Source organism: Frankia sp. AgB1.9, from assembly GCF_016786355.1.
Classification (GTDB): domain Bacteria; phylum Actinomycetota; class Actinomycetes; order Frankiales; family Frankiaceae; genus Pseudofrankia.
Window position 1 is genome coordinate 1 of the sequence record NZ_JADWYX010000152.1, and the last position, 19,665, is coordinate 19,665.

The 19,665-nt window shown below is 75.2% G+C and carries 16 protein-coding genes; 9 read left to right on the plus strand and 7 right to left on the minus strand.

Going from position 1 to position 19,665, the window contains the following annotated elements:
- Together I6A60_RS36590 and fabI are read left to right on the plus strand one after the other, a co-directional pair.
- Positions 1 to 858: cation:proton antiporter (locus tag I6A60_RS36590; RefSeq protein WP_203011975.1), on the plus strand; the 858-nt coding region annotated here is incomplete at its 5' end.
- 187 nt (positions 859 to 1,045) lie between these two features.
- Entirely contained in the window at positions 1,046 to 1,819 is a 774-nt protein-coding gene (gene fabI, locus I6A60_RS36595) for an enoyl-ACP reductase FabI (protein ID WP_203011976.1), read from the plus strand.
- 159 nt (positions 1,820 to 1,978) lie between these two features.
- Here fabI and I6A60_RS36600 read toward each other — a convergent pair whose 3' ends face one another.
- Positions 1,979 to 3,277: a GNAT family N-acetyltransferase gene (locus tag I6A60_RS36600; protein WP_203011977.1), complete on the minus strand. Its 1,299-nt coding sequence runs from the start codon at positions 3,275 to 3,277 to the stop codon at positions 1,979 to 1,981.
- A 261-nt stretch (positions 3,278 to 3,538) separates the two neighbouring features.
- Between I6A60_RS36600 and I6A60_RS36605 the strand changes: the two genes are divergently transcribed.
- A complete protein-coding gene (locus I6A60_RS36605; protein ID WP_203011978.1) occupies positions 3,539 to 4,840 on the plus strand; it encodes an L-2-hydroxyglutarate oxidase in 1,302 nt (433 codons plus the stop codon).
- A gap of 69 nt (positions 4,841 to 4,909) precedes the next feature.
- On the opposite strand, the gene I6A60_RS36610 is transcribed toward I6A60_RS36605, so the two are convergent.
- Both I6A60_RS36610 and I6A60_RS36615 read right to left on the minus strand, forming a co-directional pair.
- On the minus strand, positions 4,910 to 6,034 hold the full coding sequence (locus I6A60_RS36610; protein ID WP_203011913.1) for a 2-dehydropantoate 2-reductase: 1,125 nt from the start codon (positions 6,032 to 6,034) through the stop codon (positions 4,910 to 4,912).
- Positions 6,035 to 6,131: 97 nt separating this feature from the next.
- Positions 6,132 to 7,097 carry a zinc-binding alcohol dehydrogenase family protein gene (locus tag I6A60_RS36615; protein ID WP_203011912.1) on the minus strand — a complete coding sequence of 322 codons (966 nt, stop codon included), beginning with the start codon at positions 7,095 to 7,097 and terminating at the stop codon, positions 6,132 to 6,134.
- A gap of 108 nt (positions 7,098 to 7,205) precedes the next feature.
- Between I6A60_RS36615 and I6A60_RS36620 the strand changes: the two genes are divergently transcribed.
- A complete protein-coding gene (locus I6A60_RS36620) occupies positions 7,206 to 8,540 on the plus strand; it encodes an aminotransferase class V-fold PLP-dependent enzyme (protein WP_203011911.1) in 1,335 nt (444 codons plus the stop codon).
- Here the strand turns inward: I6A60_RS36620 and I6A60_RS36625 are convergent.
- Positions 8,537 to 9,469 carry a hypothetical protein gene (locus tag I6A60_RS36625; RefSeq protein WP_203011910.1) on the minus strand — a complete coding sequence of 311 codons (933 nt, stop codon included), beginning with the start codon at positions 9,467 to 9,469 and terminating at the stop codon, positions 8,537 to 8,539. The genes I6A60_RS36620 and I6A60_RS36625 overlap by 4 nt on opposite strands.
- A gap of 383 nt (positions 9,470 to 9,852) precedes the next feature.
- Here I6A60_RS36625 and I6A60_RS36630 point away from each other — a divergent pair, with 383 nt between their 5' ends.
- Positions 9,853 to 11,481: a M28 family peptidase gene (locus I6A60_RS36630; protein ID WP_203042717.1), complete on the plus strand. Its 1,629-nt coding sequence runs from the start codon at positions 9,853 to 9,855 to the stop codon at positions 11,479 to 11,481.
- 39 nt (positions 11,482 to 11,520) lie between these two features.
- On the opposite strand, the gene I6A60_RS36635 is transcribed toward I6A60_RS36630, so the two are convergent.
- Positions 11,521 to 12,273 (minus strand): MBL fold metallo-hydrolase, encoded by a 753-nt coding sequence (locus I6A60_RS36635; RefSeq protein ID WP_203023745.1) that lies wholly within the window; start codon positions 12,271 to 12,273, stop codon positions 11,521 to 11,523.
- A gap of 193 nt (positions 12,274 to 12,466) precedes the next feature.
- Here I6A60_RS36635 and I6A60_RS36640 point away from each other — a divergent pair, with 193 nt between their 5' ends.
- The 3 genes from I6A60_RS36640 (at position 12,467) to I6A60_RS36650 (ending at position 16,559) form a co-directional block, all read left to right on the plus strand.
- On the plus strand, positions 12,467 to 14,290 hold the full coding sequence (locus I6A60_RS36640) for an Hsp70 family protein (RefSeq protein ID WP_203023746.1): 1,824 nt from the start codon (positions 12,467 to 12,469) through the stop codon (positions 14,288 to 14,290).
- 108 nt (positions 14,291 to 14,398) lie between these two features.
- Complete coding sequence (locus tag I6A60_RS36645) at positions 14,399 to 15,610, plus strand: DUF5685 family protein (RefSeq protein WP_203023747.1); 1,212 nt, start codon at positions 14,399 to 14,401, stop codon at positions 15,608 to 15,610.
- Positions 15,611 to 15,851: 241 nt separating this feature from the next.
- A complete protein-coding gene (locus I6A60_RS36650) occupies positions 15,852 to 16,559 on the plus strand; it encodes a response regulator transcription factor (RefSeq protein ID WP_203023751.1) in 708 nt (235 codons plus the stop codon).
- Positions 16,560 to 16,875: 316 nt separating this feature from the next.
- On the opposite strand, the gene I6A60_RS36655 is transcribed toward I6A60_RS36650, so the two are convergent.
- Together I6A60_RS36655 and I6A60_RS36660 are read right to left on the minus strand one after the other, a co-directional pair.
- Positions 16,876 to 17,829, minus strand: a complete 954-nt coding sequence (locus I6A60_RS36655; protein ID WP_203023748.1) for a hypothetical protein — start codon at positions 17,827 to 17,829, stop codon at positions 16,876 to 16,878.
- 95 nt (positions 17,830 to 17,924) lie between these two features.
- Positions 17,925 to 18,491 (minus strand): hypothetical protein, encoded by a 567-nt coding sequence (locus I6A60_RS36660; RefSeq protein ID WP_203023749.1) that lies wholly within the window; start codon positions 18,489 to 18,491, stop codon positions 17,925 to 17,927.
- 36 nt (positions 18,492 to 18,527) lie between these two features.
- Here I6A60_RS36660 and I6A60_RS36665 point away from each other — a divergent pair, with 36 nt between their 5' ends.
- Complete coding sequence (locus I6A60_RS36665; protein ID WP_203042718.1) at positions 18,528 to 18,854, plus strand: hypothetical protein; 327 nt, start codon at positions 18,528 to 18,530, stop codon at positions 18,852 to 18,854.
- Positions 18,855 to 19,665: the final 811 nt, after the last annotated feature.

A 19,665-nucleotide genomic window follows, 5' to 3' on the forward strand; every position in this document is an offset into this window, starting at 1 on the left:
GTCACCGCGATCTCCTCCTCCGGGATCATCGCGAAGGTCCTCGGCGACCTGGGCCGCCTCGGCAACCGCGAGACCCCCGTCGTGCTCTCAGTGCTGGTGCTGGAGGACCTGGCAATGGCGGTGTACCTGCCGATCGTCACCGCGCTGCTGGCCCACCAGACGATCGCCCGCGGCTCGCTGACGCTCGCGGTCGCGCTCGGCGCGCTGATCGGGGTGCTGTACCTGGCGCTGCGGCACAGCGCCAAGGTCACCCTGCTGGTGTTCAACCCCAAGTCCGACCGCAACGACGAGATCCTGCTGCTGCGGGCGCTCGGGCTCGCGCTGCTGGTCGCCGGCGTCGCGCAGCGCCTGGAGGTGTCTGCGGCGGTCGGCGCGTTCCTCGTGGGCATCGCGCTGTCCGGGCCGGTCGCGCAGAGCGCGAGCGAGGTGCTGACCCCCCTGCGGGACCTGTTCGCCGCCGTGTTCTTCGTCTTCTTCGGGCTACGGACGGACCCGGCGGCGGTCCCGCCCGCGCTGGCCGTGGCGTCGCTGCTGGCGATCGCCGGGATCGCGACGAAGGTGCTGACCGGCTGGTGGGCGGCCCGCCGGTCGGGGATCGCGACGCTCGGCCGGTTCCGGGCCGGGGCCGCGCTGGTCGCCCGCGGCGAGTTCTCGATCGTCATCGCCGGCCTCGCCGTCGCCGCCGGCGTGAACCCGAAGCTCGGCCCGCTGGCCGCCTGCTACGTGCTGCTGATGGCCGTCCTCGGCCCGCTCGCCGCCCGCTTCGTCGAGCCCGTCACCCGCGCGGTGCTGCGCCGCCGCCGGCGCAAGCCGCCGACCGCGAGCTCGGGCGGCCCACCGGTCCGGGTGGCGCCCTGAACCCGGTGGCCCCCTAATCCCCTAACCCCATGGCCACTGGACCCGGTGGCCGGCGGCGAGGCCGCCCGGTGACGCGACACCGCCGGCCCGCGCGGTGCCCGTTGTAGGTAGGCCACAAAGACACGGCGCGCGGATCTGGCACCCCGGCTATGCGGACCTGAGCAGCGCCTTTGGCAGGATGCCATTCATGAGCGGACTTCTCGAGGGCAAGCGGGTCCTCGTCACCGGCGTGCTGACCGACGCGTCGATCGCGTTCAACGTGGCCCGGATCGCGCAGGAACAGGGCGCCACCGTCGTGCTCACCGGCTTCGGCCGCGGGCTTTCGATCACCAGGCGGATCGCGCGGCGGCTGCCGGTCGAGGCGCCCGTGCTGGAGCTCGACATCACCGTCGAGGAGCACGTCGCGGGCCTGGCCGGCCAGTTGCTGGAGCACGTCGACGGCCTCGACGCCGTGCTGCACGCGATCGCCTTCGCGCCCGAGTCTGTACTCGGCGGCAAGCCGTTCGTCGAGGGAGCGTGGTCCGAGGTCGGCACCGCGGTCCAGGTGTCGGCCTGGTCGCTGGCCGCGCTGACCCGGGCCGCCCTGCCGCTGTTCGGCGAGAAGGCGAGCGTCGTCGGCCTGGACTTCGACGCCTCGGTCGCCTGGCCGAGCTACGACTGGATGGGCGTCGCCAAGGCCGGCCTCGCGTCGACCGCCCGCTACCTGGCCCGCGACCTCGGCCCCCGCGGCATCCGGGTCAACCTGGTCTCGGCCGGGCCGCTGCGCACGATGGCCGCGAAATCGATCCCGGACTTCGAGAAGTTCGAGCAGGTCTGGGACGGCCGCGCCCCGCTCGGCTGGGACGTGCAGAACACCGAGCCGGCTGCCCAGGCCTGCGTCGCCCTGATGTCGGACTGGTTCCCCGCCACCACCGGTGAGATCCTGCACGTCGACGGCGGCTTCCACGCCATCGGCGCTTAGGGCGATCGGCCGGAGACGGCGCTTCGCGCCTCCGGCCGCTCCGCCTCGGGCGCTGAGCGCCCTCCCAACGCCAGTTCGAGGCATAACCGGATGCCATGAGCCCGTCTCGGCCATGGTCGGCAGCAGGGTTGCGTGGACAGCGTCCGGCGGGCGGATGGCTTAGAAGCTGGTGGCCGCGTATGGGAGGGCGGCGGTGGCGAACAGGGTGTCGGCGGTCGCCACCGCGGCCGGGTTCCGGGCCTCCACGCGGCCGGCGCTGGCCAGCTGCCACCACCGGGTGCCGCCCAGGTAGACGGCGCCCAGCTCGGCGATCCCGGTCCTCAGGTCGGCGGGGGTGCTGGTCGACACCCGGGTCGCGCCCGCCGCGCTGATCTCGTAAACGCCGGCGTTGGCCGGTAGCAGCGGGTCGCCGACCTCGACGGTCACCCGGCCCGGGCCGGTGTAGGTCCGGGCCGCGAGTGCCGCGGGCACGTCGAGGAGCCTCAGCCAGGTCTCGTCCTCGGCCCAGGTGAGGCGCACCGCCCGCGAGTCGGTCAGCGCGGCCGGCAGCGGGTCATCCAGCGGCATCTCCAGGAACTCGATCCGGTCGACGAAGTCGAGCCCGGTCAGATGGCGCAGGAGCCCGGCCCTGGCCGCCGGGGTGCCGGCGACGAAGTCCGTCACGCGCACGGCCCTGTTGCCGTCGACGTGCCAGTCCGGCGTCCTGACCGGCTCGTACAGGGCGAAGCCGTCCTCGGCCCCCGGCTCGCCGTGCACGACGGCGAGCTGAGCGGTGGTCGCCTCCCTGACCCACCGCAGGTGACGGTTCCACCAGCCGCGCGACCGGCCGATGGCGCCCGGCTGGTGCGCGGCCTCCTCGTGGATGCGGGCGAACAGGTCCCAGGCGTCCACGGGGTCGACGAGCCGCACCGGGCCGCCGACGGGGGCCGTCGGGCGCCACCGCACCCGGGACCGAGTCACCTCAAGCTTGCCGACCTGGGTGGCGACTCCGTAGCCGAACCGCTCGTAGATCGTCGCCTCGCTGGCGCGCAGCGTCGCGACGACGTCGCCGCGGCGCGCGGCGTCCTCGAGCTGGGCGCGCATCAGCCGGGTGAGCAGCCCGCGGCGGGTATGGGTCGCGAGCACCCCGACCCCGGTGACCGCGGCGTGTGGCACCCGCCGGCCGCCGGGCACGGTCAGCCAGCTCGCGAAGGAGTCGACGCACCCGACCAGCTCGCCTTCTACGAAGGCGCCGAACCGCCGATCCAGCTCGGCGAACGCGTCGCCACCCGCCTGCTCGGCGGACTCGGCGGTCGGCAGCGGTCCGAGGAAGAGCATCGCCGTGCGGAACACCCGCCGCGCCGCGTGCCGCTCCTCGGGAGCCAAGGTCCGGATCTCGACCGCCGTGGCCTCGCGCGCGCGGGCCAGGCCGCGTCTCGACTCGTCCGCCAGGGTTCTGGGCGGGGTTGCCTCATCCACGACAAGCGCTCCTTCAGGTCCGTCTCCGGCGCGAACCATCGTCGCCGGTCCCGGGTTCGGACGTCACCGGAGTTTCCAGACACATGGCCCGGCCGGCCGGGCACCCGCAGGCCAGCAGTGGCCGCGTGTTCGCGCAGGTACGTCGGCCAGGGCACCGCAGAGGACCGGGACGCCACGACCGATACTGGACGACGGCACGAGCGGCCGGGCAGTTGGTGCGGCCTGCTCGCGGGGGCACATCGAGGCGGGAGGCGGCATCCGGTGGCAGCACGTATCGCGGTGGTCGGCGGGGGAATCCTGGGGCTGGCGGTGGCCAGGCGTCTCGGGCAGGTCGACCCCACGGCCACGGTCACCGTCTTCGAGAAGGAACAGGACATCGCGCGCCACCAGACCGGCCGCAACAGCGGGGTCGTGCACGCGGGCCTGTACTACACGCCGGGCTCGTTGAAGGCGACGCTGTGCCGCCGCGGCGTCGGCCTGCTGCGCGAGTACGTCGACGACCGGAAGATCCGGTTCGAGGAGTGCGGCAAGGTCGTCGTCGCCGTCGACGACACCGAGCTGGACCGGCTCAACGAGATCGCCCGCAAGGCCGAGGCGAACGGCGTCCCCGGCTGCCGCTGGCTGGACCCGGCCGAGCTGCGCGAGATCGAGCCGCACGCCAGGGGCGTCGCGGCGCTGCACTCCCCCACCACCGCGATCGTCGACTACCCGGCGGTGTGCAGGGCGCTGCGGGACGACGTCCTCGACGCGGGCGGCACCGTGCGCACCGGCACCGAGATCGTCGGGATCGAGGAGAAGTCCGACGGGGTCTGGCTGCGGCTGCGTGCGCGCGGCACGGCGGCGGGGCCCCCGAACGGCCACCACCCGGACGGCGCGAGCGCCGCGGCGAAGGCCGAGGTCCGCGAGGTGACCGAGCAGGCCGGCCCGTTCGACCTGCTGGTGTCCTGCGCCGGGCTGCAGTCCGACCAGGTCGCCCAGCTCACCGGCGAGGACCCGTCGCCGCGGATCATCCCGTTCCGCGGCGACTACTGGCTGCTGCGGCCGGAGCGGCGTGACCTGGTCAAGGGCCTGATCTACCCGGTGCCCGACCCGCGCTACCCGTTCCTGGGCATCCACCTGACCAAGCGGGTCGACGGCGAGATCCTCGTCGGCCCGAACGCCGTGCTCGCCACCGCCAGGGAGGGCTACACCGTCGGCACGGTGAAAGCGGCCGACCTGCGCCAGACGGTCGCCTGGCCGGGCATGCGCAAGCTCGCGCTGGCGCATTGGAAGACCGGCGCGAAGGAGATGCTGCGCACGGCCAGCAAGCGGGCGTTCGTCGCCGAGGCTCGCCGCTACGTCCCCGAGCTGACCGCCGCCGACGTGGTGCGTGGCCCGGCCGGCGTGCGCGCGCAGGCCGTCGCCCGGGACGGGAGCCTGGTCGACGACTTCGTGCTCGCGCACAGCGGGCGCATCCTGCACGTGCGCAACGCGCCCTCCCCGGGCGCCACCGCGTCGCTGGCGATCGCCGAGCACATCGTGGCGAAGCTCGTCCCACAGACGCAGGCCGACCCGGCCACCTGAGCGCCACCCGGCGCGGGTCCGGCCGACCAGGCCGGCCCGCGCCAGCCATCCGGTCGCCCGAAACGGCCGCTATCGCGGCGCGTCGACCGCGTCGCTGATCGCCGCGAGGAGCGGCAGCACGGCCGCGCAGGTCGGGGTGGGGACGCCGCGCTCGGCGCCGATGCGGACGACGGCGCCGAGCAGCGCGTCGTGCTCCAGGCGACGGCCGGCCAGCCGGTCGTAGAGCATCGACGTGCCGGCGCCGGGCGGTTGGCCGCGCAGCCGGCGCACCGTGAACTCCGGCAGCCCGTCCGGCACCTCGGCCCCGTCGGCCCGGGCGACCGCCACGACCTCCGCCATGATCGCGAGGGCGAGCTGGGCGATGTCGTCGCGGCGCAGCACCTCCAGGCGACGGCCGGTCAGCGCGGTCAGGGTGTTCGCGGCGCTGTTGACGCACAGCTTCGTCCAGGCGGCGGTGGCGAAGTCCTCGGTCAGCCGGACCTCCCCCGCGGTCAGCACCCGCTCGGCCAGCCGTTGCGCCAGCAGCACGTCGGGAACCTGCAGGACCCCGCCGGCCCGGTGCCGGATCAGGCCCGGGCCCTCGGCCTCCGCGTTGATGTAGACGACGGCCGGCAGGACCTGGTCGGCTGGCGCGAACGCCGCTACCCGCTCCGCGTGCCGGACCCCGTTCTGCAGGACGACGACGGCCGTGCCAGGCCCGACCGCGGCGGTCAGCCACGGCGCGACCAGCGGGACCTGGTGGGCCTTGGTCGCCAGCAGCACCCAGTCGAAGCCGTAGCCGGGCAGCCGGGCCGGGTCGATGACCACCTCGGCCGGCACCTCGGTCTCGACGTCCCCGCCGTTCGGCCCGGTCGAGACGATCCGCAGCCGGTCGAACGGCCGCCGCGTACACAGCCACACCTCGGCGCCCGCGGCCGCCGCCCTGGCCGCGAAGTAGCCGCCCACGGCGCCGACACCGATCACCGCGACCCGCGCCGGCGGGAAGCCGGAGCGAGGCCGGTCGGGACGGACCAGGCGCCCGGTCACGAAGTCCATCTCCGGGCCCGGCGGGGCGGCCGTCGCCGACCGGGGCAGTGCCGGGCGCCCGGCCGGCCCCGGCTCCGGCGGGAACGCCTCCGGGTCCTGCGGGAACGCATCTGGGCGGGCCGGCGCGGCCGAGCCGGACGTCCCGGCGGCCAGGGCGGATTCGGCCATGCCCACGAGAGTGCCCGAACCGGCCCCGCTCGGGCCACCGGACGGCTGCGGGCCCGCGGTGTTCTGGCCCACTGCGCCCGCGTGCGTCCCGATCGGGCTACTCCTGGGTGGCCAGCACGACCTTGCCGAAGACCGAACGGTCGCGCAGCCGCTCGATGGCGTCCTCGAAGCGGCCCAGCGGGACGACCTCGTCGACGGGGATCCGCAGCGTGCCGGCGGCCAGGCCGGCCGCGACCGCCTGGATCGCCGTCGCGCGCCGCTCGGGCGTGACGACCAGGCCGGCGTAGCCGAGCAGGCTCAGGCCCTTGCGGTAGAACGTCCGGCCCGGCAGCGAGACGTTCTCGCCGGCGGACACGCCGAGGATGACGATCCGTCCGGAGACGGCCGCGACCTCGACGACGGCCGGGGTGAACGCGGCGCCCAGCGGGTCGATCACCAGCGTCGGCTGGAACTCGTCCAGCTCTGCGACCAGCCGCGCCGCGTCCGCGACGACGACCCGGTCCGCGCCGAGCGCGGCGACCGCGTCCGCCTTGGCCGGCGAGCCGACCTGGCCGACTACGGAGGCCCCCGCGAGCTTCGCGAGCTGCACCGCGACGACCCCGACACCGCCGCCCGCGCCGAGCACCAGCACCTTGTCGCCGGCCCGCAGCCCGCCGAGCACGTGCAACGCGTCGTACGCGGTGACGGCGGCGACCCCGATCGCGCCCGCCTGCGCCGGGTCGACCCCGGCGGGCAGCTCGACGACGGCCCCGCGCGGCGCGACGACCGCGCCGGCCCAGGTGCCGTCCCGGACGAGCCCGGTGCCGGCGCCGGTGACGACCACCCGGGTGTCCGTGCCGGCGAGCACGCCCGTCCCCTCGACGCCGAGGGTGCGCGGCAGCCGGGCCAGGTCGCCGACCATCCCCGTGGCCGCGTAGGTGTCGATCGGGTTGACGCCCGCGTAGTCGAGGTCGACGAGCAGCTCGCCGTCGCCCGGGACAGGCAGCTCTACCTTCTCCACCAGCCGCGGCGGCTCCCCTGCCACCGCCAGCCGCACCGCTCTGGTCACCGCTGCGTCGCTCATCCTCGCCGCTCGCCTTCCGCTCCGCGCAGCCCGGCGCCTGCCGCCGGACAACCACGCGTCGGCATGATCCCATTCCCCTCGATGGCATCGCTGAGGCACGCTGGCGGCATGGCCGACACAGGGAACCGACAGCCGACGGCTGGCCGCGCCGAGGGCCCCGCCGACCCAGCCGGGGAAGGGCCGGCGGCGCCGGGCCAGCGGCGCCCGACGGCGCCAACCGAGTCGGCCCTGCCGGGCGACGAGCTGGGCCAGGCGTGGCTGGCCGCACGCGCCGGTCTCACCGTCACCCATCTGGACACAGCCGCGGCGGGCGTGCCGAGCGGCGCCGTCCGCGCCGCCCAGACGGCGTACCTGGCCACGGAGGCGTCGCTCGGTTCGTACGCCGCGCAGTACGAGGTAGCGGCCGGCCCGCTGGCCGTCGCCCGCGGGACGCTCGCCGGGCTGCTCGACCCGGCGCTGCGGGCGGCCGATGTCGCGTTCCACCACTCCGCGACGTCGGCGCTCGCCGCGCTGCTGGCCGCCTGGCCGCTGCCGCCCGGCGGGCGGGTCGGGATCGTGCCGAGCGACTTCCGCTCGAACTGGCTCGCCCTGCTGGACCGGGCCGCCCGCGACGGGCTGGAGCTGGTCGACCTGCCGACCCAGCCCGACGGCCGCCTCGACGTCGACCGGCTCGCCCGCGGCGATGGACCGGCCGCGCTGGACGGCCTCGACCTGGTGATGTTCCCCGAGGTGCCCAGCCAGCGGGGAATCGTCCAGCCGACGGCGGCGGTGGCGGCGCTGTGCCGGGCCGCCGGGGTGCCACTGCTGCTCGACGTCGCCCAGTCGCTGGGCCAGGTGGACGTGACCGCCGCCGGGGCGACCGGCGGTGTCACGGCCTACGCCGGCACCTCCCGCAAGTGGCTGTGCGGGCCGCGCGGCGTCGGCTTCGTCGCCGTACGGCCGGATTTCGCCGAACGCCTCGGCGTGGCGGCGGCCTCCGGCTACGCGGCGGGCTGGGAGCCCGATCCGGCCGCGCCCGGAGGCAGCCGGGTCGTGCCCGCCCCCGGCCTGAGCCGCTTCGACGTGGGCGAGGCCCCGGTCGCCGGCTGGCTGGGCTTCGCCGCCGCGCTGGCCGAGCACGCGGACGCCGGTCCCGGTGCGGTCCGGGCCCGGATCCACGCGCTGGCCGGCGCCGCTCGTCGCCGCCTCGACGGGCTGGCCGGCTGGCGGCTCGGCGAGGACGTCGACTCCCCCTGCGGCATCGTCACCCTGCTGCCGGCCGCCGGCGTCGACCCGGCGGCGGTCAAGGACCGGCTGGCCGGGGAGGAACGCATCCTGACCACCGCCATCGGACCGGCCCGGGCCCGCGACGCCGTCCCCGTCCTGCGGGTCAGCCCGCCCGTCCACGCCACCCTGGCCGACCTCGACCGCCTGGCCGAGGCCCTGGAGCGGCTCAGCCACTAGCACCTGGAAGCTACGCGTCGGCCTCGTCCACCGGCCCTGGCTCCTCGGCGGCAGCCTCCGTCGACGCGGCCTCGATGGCCACCGCCTCGATGGGCACCGCGGTGACGGCGCCCTGACGGTTCCGTCGTCGTGCCCATAGTGGTTGAACTTGAGGTCGAGTACGAAAAGCTGCCGCCGCCGCTGGACGAGGTCTGGCTGTAGCTCGTCCGGTAGTGGAATCGAAGAAGGCTCCCCAGCCCGGATCGCAGATGCTCGGGGGAATGGTCCTCGGTCCAGCTGTCCTCGTGCCAGTAGCTACCGTCACCCCAGCCCTGGGTGCGGCGGGACCACCTGTGCTCGTGAATCTGGAGGATTCCGCTGCCGACACCGAAGATGACCGCCCACAGCGACCAGCACACCGCCATCGCGATCACCAGCACCACGATGTTCCAGGCGCGCGCCGCGTGCAGGGCCCGCACCGGAACCCAGAAGGCACCGAGCGCCACCCCGTAGACGAGGAACCGCGCGCACACGGCCGCGGCGACGAACACGACGGCCCGGCGTACCAACCGAGCAAGTGCCTGGCCACGGGGAACCGGGCGCGCGTCGTTCCCGAACCGCCGACCGGCCCAGCCCAGCAGCCGAGCACACAACACGGCCACGGCCGCGCCGGCCAGGACCAGGTCGAGGCGAAACTCGTCCGGCCTGACCAGGGTGTAGAAGGCGATCGCGGCGCAGAGGAACAGCCGCGCGGCATCGAACGCGACGACCTGGACCGCCCGGCTCACCCGCTCACGCCGGGCGGCCTCGGCGCGCTGCCAGCGCCACCGCCGCACGGTCCCGGGCCACAGGAAACTCACCGCCAGGGCGCCCCCGATCCCCGGCCCGAGCCACAGCGGAGTGTGCCGGTAGAACTGGCCGTAAAGCAGCATCACAAGCAGCGCTGACACACCGACCGGCAGGATCCACGAGCGCAGGGATACGACACTGCCGACCAGTCGAACCGGCACGAGAGCCAGCGCACGCCATGGGCTCGGGCGGCGGTAGCGCACATCCGGCCGCCACGGATCGCGTAATCGCGCCATCACGGCTCAAAGCTAAACACCTTGGCTGAGCCGCGCCCCGGCCTTCTGGCCGTTCGGGACCTTTCGCCCGGCTGCCGGCGTCGGGGCCGTCCTCGACCGCGCGATCCGGCCGCCACGGAACGCCACGCTGATCGCCGCGACGCGCGAAAGGACCTGCGGCCACGTGGGTCTGGGCCCTCGGTGTGGCATTGTCCGGATCGCGACGCGGACGGGCATCCGGCCGCGCGGTCTCGAAGGGGAGGCGCGCCATGACCGGGCCGCGAGAGGGCTCCGACGACACGGCCGCGGGCCAGCCGGCCGCCGCCGGCGGTTCAGGACCGCGCGGCAGCGGGCGAGGGTTCTCCCGGCCGGCTCCGGACCGGCGGGAGTTCCTCGGGACCGCGCTCGGGGCGGCGGTCGTCACCGCGGGCGCGGCGGCCGGCTGCGGGCCGGCCGGTCGCGGGTCGGTGCCGGCCGCCACGGCGTCGGCGGGTGCCGCGCCACCGCCGGTCGAGGAGATGATGTCCTGGATCGAGCAGGTCGTCGCGCGCGGCGTACGCCGGCCCGGCTATGCCGCGGACGCCTGGACCGAAGGTTTCGTCGCCCAGAAGTTCCGCGAATTCGGGCTGGTCGACGTGCACACCGAGCCGGTGGCGGTGACCCGCTGGGAGCCGTCGCGGTACGCGCTCACCGCGACGCCGGCCGGCGGGCCGGCTCGCGCGCTGGCGTGCTTCCCGCTGCCTCACGCCGGGCCCGCGACCGGACTGGAGGCGCAGCTCGCCAGCTTCGACGCGGCCAGGCCCGGCGCGGTCGCCGGCCGGGCGGCGCTGGTCGACGCCCGGCCGCTCGCGCTCCCGCCAGCGGTGCCCGCCGGGCTCGGGAGCGCGCCCAAGGACCTCTCCCGCCGGGTGTACGACCCGGACGACACCTTCGCCGGTGAGACCCAGGTGCTCCCGCTGGCCGGTACCTCCGACGCCGTGACCGACCCGGCCGCGCAGGCCGGTGCCGTCGCGTTCATCGGCTGCCTGGTCGGCTACCCGAGCGGCGGCCACCGCTACTACTTCCCGTACAGCGGCCGGTCGACCGCGCTGCCCGGAGTCTGGATCGGCGAGGCCGACGGGCGCTGGCTGCGCGACCAGCTCGCCCGCGGCCCGGTCCGGATCCGGCTCGACGTCGCGACGGCCACCGCGCCGGCGCGCAGCGACAACGTGGTCGGTGACCTTCCCGGGCCGCCCGGTGACGACGAGCTGGTGCTGATCGGCTCCCACCACGACGGGCCGTGGGCCTCCGCGGTCGAGGACGGCAGCGGGATCGCGATGGTCCTCGCCCAGGCCAGGTACTGGTCGCGGGTCCCGGCGGCCGACCGGCCGCACCGGATGCGCTTCATCCTGCAGGGCGGGCACTTCTTCGGCGGGGCCGGGCTGGTCGACTACGTGGCGAAGCACAGCGCCGAACTCGCGAAGGTCGTGGTCGAGGTGCACCTGGAGCACGCCGCCCGCGACATCGCCGCCAGCGGCGGGCGCCTCACCGCCACCGGCCGCTGCGTGCCGCGCTGGTTCTTCACCAGCAGGATCCCGGACCTGGAGAGCACGGTCTACGACGCCCTGGTCGCGGAGCGGCTGGGCCGCTCGATGCTGCTCGCCCCCGACGCCTTCGGCCCGATGCCGCTGTCCGACGGGGCGCTCTACTACCCGGCGGGCGTGCCCATCGTCCAGTTCCTCTCGGCGCCCTGGTACCTGTTCGACGAGGCGGACACCGTCGACAAGGTCGACCAGGACAGCCTGCTGCCGATCACCCGCGCCGTCATCAGGATCCTGGACGCGACCCGGACCATGACGGCTGCGGGCCTACGGGCGGCGCGCGTCACCGAGCCACCTCCGAGCGGATCACCGTCCTGACCCGGCCGTCCGGAGTCAGGGACCGGCGTCGATGACCGGTCAGCCGCCGAAGTACAGCAGCCACTGCTCACGGGTGCGCGGCCGGTAGACCATGTTCGTCTCGGTCACGTCGGACATGGCGGCGCTGTCCCGCGGCGGGGAGTAGAAGTGCCCGGGGTAGACGACCGGGTCGTCGGGGAGCGCGGCCAGCCGCTGCAGACTGTCGTACATCTGGGCCGGGCTGCCGCCGGGGAAGTCGGTCCGGCCACAGCCGTCGAGGAAGAGCGTGTCGCCGGCGACGAGCCGGTTGTCGACCAGGAAGCACTGGCTGCCCGGGGTGTGGCCGGGAGTGTGCAACAGCCGGATCGGGATGGCGCCGACGTCGACGGTGTCGTCGTGGTCGTGCTCGACGAGGTCGGAGGCTGACACCTCGGTGACCCGGCGGACGAACTCGGCCTCGTTCTTGTTGACGTGCACCGGCGCCTGGACCCTGGCGAGCACGTCCCGGATACCGGCCAGCGAGAAGCCCATCATGGTGCCGCCGACGTGGTCGGGGTGATGGTGGGTGGCCAGCATGCCGACCAGGCGCATCCCGTCGGCGCTGAGGATGCCGAGCAGCTCGTCGGCCGCGTAGGCCGGATCGACGATGACGGCCTCGCCGGTCTCCCGGTCGCCGATCAGGTAACAGAAGTTGACCATCTGCGCCGCGATGGGGTCGCCGACGGCGAAGTCCCGGCCCGACAACAGCTGGCGGAAGTACAACCGGTCAGATCGGCTTCGCCGATCGGACGGGAACCCTGGACGGTCGGCCATACCGCCAGGCTAGGCCAATCCGGCCGGCGGTGGCGCGTCGCCCACTGGCCGCCGGCGAGATCACCCTGGCCGCGCGAACTTCTACACGGGAAGGACATCTCGGGCGTTCACCGACTAACATCACGATCACGGGGGAGCTGGTCCGGCCGTGCCGTGGGGGAACGGCGGTCCAGTCCGGAAAGTCTGTGGGGGCATGACCGGCTGGACGCTAGCTATTGATCTTGGCACGAGCTTCGTGTGCGCCGCGACCTCGGTAGGCGGCAAGATCGAGGTTCTGGAAATCGAGAACACCCGCTACCTGCCGTCGGCCGTCCTGCTCGACCAGGACGGGAACCTGGTGACCGGCAGGGCGGCGGCCAGCCAGGGCGAGGCATTCCCGGAACGGCTGGAGCGGCTGCCGAAACGCGCCCTGGTCAGCTCCGATCAGGTGCTGCTGGCTGGCACGCCGGTGTCGACCGTCGACCTCGTCGCCACGCTGCTGGAGCGGGTCGCGGAGGAGGCCACCCGGAGGGTCGGGCTCGGTAGCCCGTCGACCGTCGTCCTCACCCATCCCGCCCGCTGGGGCCAGCCCGAGCGGGACCGCCTGATCGCGGCGGCGGAGAAGGCAGGACTGAGCGGGCCGCTGCTGCTCGCGGAACCCGTCGCCGCCGCGACCTGGTACGCCCACCAGGCGGACATCCCGGTCGGCGGCACAGTCGCCGTGTTCGACCTGGGTGGCGGCACACTCGACACGGCCGTGCTACGGCGCGCCGCCGGTGGCTTCCTCGTCGCAGGCATGCCCGGCGGCGACGCGCACTTCGGCGGCGAGGACGTCGACGAACACCTTCTCGAGCTGGCCGGTGCGCACGCTCGCGAACAGGACGAGGCCGCCTGGGACCGGATCTGGACGGGTCCCGGCCGCGCGGGCCGGCGCAACCAGGCGCTGGTCCGGCGCGACCTCGTCGTCGCGAAGGAGTCACTGTCGTCGAGCCCGACCCACCATCTCTACCCGCCCGGCTTCGACGACGGCCTGCGGGTCACCCGACGCGAGCTGGAGGCGTCCGTCGAGCCCCAGCTGTCCGGCGCCGTCGACGCGCTGCTGGCGACGCTGGACAGCGCCCGGGTCGAGCCCAAGGATCTCGCCGCGCTGTTCCTGACCGGCGGCGCGACCCGGATGCCTCGGGTCAGCGAGATCCTCACCGAGCGCACCGGGCTGCTCCCCCGGGTCACCGGCGACCCGAAGGCCAGCACCGTCCTCGGCGCCCTCTACGCCGTCGATCCACCGGTCACCACCGACCCTCCCGCGCCCAAGCCCCCCGCGGACAGACCGGACGCGCGTACCGGAGCCGTCCCGGACGGCGACCGCGCCACACCGAACGCGCGGCCGACGGTCCGGAGCGCTCTTCTGCGGGACGCGCGCGCCTCGCTAAGCCAGTCCACGGCACCGCTGCGCCCGGGCCTCGCGAGGGCCTCGTCCCTGCTTTCGGCGCTGGTCGCCGCGCGTACGACGCTGCGCCGGCTGCTGGTGCCGTTCGGCCTGGCTCTGGTGATCGTCGCGTTCCCGCTGGGATCCACGAACGGCGCGGTCCGGTCGTACAACCTGCTCGCCTGCGTCGAGGTCCTGCTGGCCGGCCTGCTGCTGCTCCTCGCTGCTGTGCCGGACCCGGCGATCCGGCGGGGCCGCGCGGCCCGGCTGACCGCGCTGCTGATGACACTGTCGATCACAGGCGTTTCGATCCGGCATCACGACCACGCGCATTCCCTCCACTACGGCAGCGGCTTCGTCCTGCTGACCGCCGCGATCCTCGGCTGTGTCGCGCTGTGGCTGCTCGAACTGCCGTCCCGGGGGTGGCGGTCGCCGGCCCTGACGATCGCCGCGGTGGCGGGCTGGCTCCTCGGCGAGATCGAGTTCCCCGAGAACCTGGCCAGGATCCCGGCGCTGATCCTCGTCCTCTCCTGGGTGGTCACCGGCCTGACGAGACTGGCGAAATACCTGGTCCGCATCACGAGAGACAACGGCGAACCGTCCTCCGGCTGACGTTCGGTACCCCTGGACCACTCCGACCAGGCCGCGGGTAGCGGGTAGCGGGTAGCGGGAAAAAGACACCTCTGTGGCAGATGTCCGCCTACCTGCGAGAGTGCTGCCGTGTTCGGGATTCTTCGGCCCTGCCGCCACCGGCTGGGCGACGAGCTGACGGCGACGTGGATGTCGCACCTGTGCGGGATGTGCCTGACGTTGCGCGACCGGCACGGGCAGTGGGCCCGGGTGGCGACGAACGTCGACGGGCTCCTGCTGTCCGTGCTGGTCGCGGCCCAGACGGGCGAGTCCTCGACCCGCAAGGCCGGTCCGTGCGCGCTGCGCGGCCTGCGGACGGCTCGGGTCGCGTCGGCCGACGACCCCGGCGCCCGGCTGGCCGCGACGGTCTCGCTGGCGGCCGCGGCCACGAACGTCGATGACCATGTCGCGGACGGCGACGGCGCCTTCGCCCGCCGGCCGGTCGCCGCGGTCGCGGCCCGGTTCGCGGGCGCCGCGACCCGTGGCAGCGGCGCGAGCGGCGCCGAGCTGGGCTTCGACGTCGGCGTGCTGGAGCGCGCGGCCAGCGGGCAGAAGGCGGCCGAGGACGCCGCCGGGCCCGGCACGGCCCTGACGACGGTGACCGCGCCGGCCGAGCAGGCCACCGCGGCGGCGTTCGCCCACACCGCCCTGCTCGCCGGCCAGCCGGACAACGCCGAGCCACTCACCGAGATCGGGCGCTACTTCGGTCGGCTCGCCCACCTGCTCGACGCGGTGGCCGACCAGCGCGAGGACGCGGCGCGCGGCGCCTGGAACCCGCTGACGGCGACCGGCGCGACCCGTGCCGACGCACGGGCTCTGTGCGACGACGCGCTGCTCGGTATCCGCCTGGCGCTGCGCGACGTGACCTTCGCGCCAGCTCACGGCGCCGCGAGCCGCAACCCGCATGCCCGGCTCGCGCACCTGCTCCTCGTCCACGAGCTGGAACGGGCCGTCGCCGAGACATTCCGGGCCTCCGAATCCCGGGGCTCCGAATCCCGGGCCGCCAAACCGGACCGGACGAGCGGCTCAGGCCAGCCGGGGCCGGGCCAGCCGACCTATCCCGCCCCGGAAGGCCCCGACGGCCCGGAACCCGGCCGGCCGGGACCGGGCGTCACGTTCGGGACCTGCCTCGCCGCGACCGCGATGTGCTGCACCTGCCAGGCGTGCCGCGAGCACACGTCGCCCTACTCCGGCCAGCGCAGGCAGGGCATCTGCTCGAACTGCGACTGCACCGACTGCGGAGACTGCTGCGACTGTTGTGAGTGCTGCGGCGACTGCGGGGACTGCGACTGCAACTGCTGACCGCCCGAAGCGGCCCCGCGCTGAAGCCGGACTGTCCTACGGTCGGGAATTCCAGACGGGCCGGGACGTCGCCGACCGCGTTCGTTGCTCGCACAACTCGCGGGCTACAGCCGTCGGCGCCGGTGGGTAGTCCGCCGTGAGCCAGGATCGGGTCTGCTGAAATGGTGCGGTGCCTCCCCCTGACCCTCCGCTTGTCCCGAACGACGGCCCCGCGCCCGACACCTCCCCCAGTGCCGCCGCGGTGACGCCCGGATCGCCGGAGACCGAAGACCCCGCGTCCGACGACGGAAGACCCGCCACCGTCACCGTCGCGGCGGTAGACGACCACCCGATCGTCCTGGAGGGCCTGGCGACCGCGCTGCGCCAGCTGCCCGGGATCGACGTGATCGCGACGGCCTCGTCGGTCAAGGAGCTGCTGGCCGGACCGGGCCGCCACGCGGACGTCGTGCTCCTGGACCTCGGCCTGGGCGACGGCAGCAGCCCGCCCGACACGATCCGCCAGCTCATCGACCTGGGCCTGGCCGTGGCCGTCTACAGCGCCACCGCGGACCCGGCGACGGTCCGCGCGGCGATCAGGGCCGGCGCGGCGGCGTTCGTGGCGAAGACCGACGCGCTGGCGGACGTCGCCGAGGCGGTCCGAAGAACCGCCGACGGAAGCGGCTGGATCTCACCGCCGCTGGCCTTCCTGCTGCTGACCGACGACGCCCCGGACCGGCCGGCCCTGTCGCCGCAGGAGACCCAGGCGCTCCAGCTCTACGCGGCCGGGCTGTCGATGAAGGCGGTCGCCAGCCGGATGGGCATCGCCACGGAGACCGCGAAGCAGTACATCGACCGCGTCCGCAAGAAGTACCGCGACGCGGGCCGGGTGGCCGCCAGCAAGATCGACCTGCTGCGCCGGGCCATGGAGGACGGTCTGATCGATCCGTCAGGCGCCGACCCACCGGCCTAGCTCGCCGTCCGGCAGTACCAACCAGGGACAAAGGCGCTGACAAATGGTCAACGCTCGCGCCACTGAGGCACAACGCGCACTGCCCCACCACGATGCCAATCCGGCCGGCCAGTCCGGTGGACCAAGGCGTAGTGAGGTGCTGGGGCGGATGCCGGCAGGCTCGCGGGCTGCCGGCATCCGCCAGGTTGGCATCAGGAGTACCCCGCGTACCCCGACGCCTACCAGCCGGCGACCCGGACGTCCTCCCCCAAGGATGGTCCCGATCTCCCCAGAACCCGGCTGGCGTCACTGATTCTGCCGGAAGCCGACAGTTCGGTCACGACCCCATAAGTCCTGCGTCCGCGTCCCCCGGGCGGGGGTCAGCCGTCCCGGTGCCCGCGCGGCCGGTCTCCCTGGTCGGGCCGTCCGGCGGCCCCTCGGCGACGGCCGCCATCCCGGGCGCGGCCCACCCGTCGGGCGCGACGGGCAGGCCGGCGCCCGCGTCTGCCGGCCACGGCTGGCTTCCCGCCGGCCCGACGAGCCGCCCTGCCGGGCCGTCCGGCTGGCGACCTGGCCGGGCGAACAGCGCGGCGGCGAGGGACAGCAGGCCGCCGCCGAGGACCAGCCACAGACCGGGAGCGATCGTCGTCGTGGCCTCGATGCCCGACCCCGCGAACAGGCCGCCGCCCCGCAGATAGCCGATGTCGACCAGCGCCACCAACGCGATCGCGAAGCCGGAGACTCCGGTCACCCCGGCGAGCAGCCGGGCGGGGTGACCGCGCGGCCGCGCGGCCAGCCCCAGGGCGGCGATGCCGACGACGATCCCCAGCCCGAACGTCAGCCGGCCGTGCTGCGTGGAGTCCATCCCGGACACGGAGAACTCGACCATCCCGAACGCGCGCACCGTCGCCCAGGTCAGCACCGAAGCGATCATGGTCAGCACGGCCCCGGCTCCGGCGAGCACGGCCGGCAGCGCCCCGCGGGCCCGGCGGCGCGGCTCCGGCTCCCAGCCGTCGACCGCCCGCGCCGCCTCCGGGGGTACGTCGTCGGGCGGCCAGCCGTCCGGCCAGTAGGCGAAGCCCTGCTCGGCCCCCTCGGCCGCCGCCGAGCCGGGCCGGGCCCACCGCGGATCGGCGGTGGCTGCCGAGGCCGCCCGCCAGGCGGCCCTGGCCGCCGCGACCCGCCGGTCCGTCTCCCAGATCGGGCGAGCAGGCGCCGGACCGGGGCGCGGGGGCGCGACCGGCCCCCCGCCGGTACCGGCGGGGTACGGCTCGTCCGGATGCTCGACCACTGGCCGTTGTTACCACGCGTGACCGAACGGACGCCCGTTGACCACCGCGACTCCCCGTAGCCTCCGGGGGCCCCGTCTGCCGGGTCTGGCCGCGGCTACCGGGTCTGTCCGGCCCGGTGCCCGCCACCGCGGACCGGGTCGACCGCGGCGGCACTCTCCGGGCGCCGTGGTGACGCGCTCGCGGCCCGGGCCGCCTCGCCCCGCGCCAGCGCGAGCGCGACGACCAGCGCGAGCCCCCCGGCCGCGAGCGAGAGGTACAGCCCGGACTCCGGCCGCACGACGATCTTGTCGGCGGAGATCCCCTGGAAGGTCGCGAGCGTCGGCGGGCCGACCAGCAGGTCCGCGGCGGCCAGGACGACGACGAGCCCGGCCAGAACCGGGCCGAGCAGGGTGTCCCCCGGCGCGAGGCGCCGCCGCGCCAGCCGGGCCAGGCCCAGCACCGCGAGTGCGAGCCCGAGGACCAGGGTGAGCCGCCCGTCGCCGACGGTCAGTCCGGTGAAGGTGCGTCGCTCGTCGCTGGTGGCCAGCGTGCTCCAGCGCATCGTCGCCGCGGCCGCGACCACCAGGCCGCAGGCGACCAGCAGGAGGGCCGGCAGCGGCCGGCGCTCCGGCCGTCCGCCCGCCCGGGCCGGGACCTCCCGCGACGGCTCGCGCGCGGCCACGGGCCACGGCGACGCCGCGGCCAGGTCCGTTGAGCTATGCCGGGGCTCGACGGCCGACGGCCACCGGTCGTCCCCGTCGCCGCCCTCCCCACCTCGGTCGTCCTCGCCCTCGTCCTCGTCGTACTCGTCCTGTGCGTCCTCGTCGCGGCCGTAGTGATCGCGGTCAGCGGCGTCACGGCCAGCCGAGTCGCGGCGACCGGGATCACGGCCTCCGGCGTCACGTCCGTCGGCGTCACGGCGATCAGCGTCACGGCGATCGAGGTGACGGCCGTCGGGGTGACGGCGGTCGGCGTCGTCGAGGTCATCGGCCCGGCCGGCGTCGTCGGGGGCGGCGCCGGCCGGGTCGTCGCCGTCGCGCTCTGATGACTCGTGGCCGGCTCGGCCGTCGGGCCGGCGGCCGGCGGCCGGGCCGCTCTCGCCGGCCCGGTCACCGCCCGACCAGAGCCCTGACCGCGCGCTGTGGAGGCGCAGCGCCGCGGTGTTCTCCGCCTCCTGGTCGGCCGGCTCGGCGGAATAAGCCGCCGCCGGCCGACGGGCCTCGTCCGGCGCGTGGGCCGGCTCGGGCTGGGTGGCCGAGGTGGCCGGGCCCCGGCGGGACGAGCTGGGGGGCCGGGGCGAGGCACGTCGCAGCGAGACCCACAGCGTCGGCGGCTCGCCCCCCGGAAGCCCCGACTGGGGCGAGGCCGGTTTCGACGACCCGGGCGCGGCCGGCGTCGTCGGGCGTGACGACCCGCCCGGGGACGCGGCATCGAGCGGCGAGCCCGCGAGGCCCGAGCCGTCTCCGGAGGCCAGGCCGCGGGCCTCACCCGCCGGGTTGGCCCGGACGCCTGGCCGCGGACGGCCGGGGTCGGTGCCGCCATCCGCGCCCGTCTCGCCGCCTGGACGCTGCGCCGGCCGGGCCGGAACGGCGCCGGCTTTGTTGGGCTTGGCCTGGCCAGCGGCGGGCGCGGGTTCGGCGTCAGGCTGACCGGCACGTCCGAACCAGCCGCCCGCTGGTTCGGCCTCCGGGCCGCCCCCGGGGCGCCTACCCGGCGCTTCCGGGCCGCTCGCGGTCCCCGGCCGCGCGACGGGCGCCGCGCCGCCGGTCGAGCCGCCGCCGCCCGAGCCGCCGCCGCCCGAGCCCGAGGGGCCAGCCGCCGCACCGCTGGCCGGCGCGGTCCCGGTGCGCGTGGCC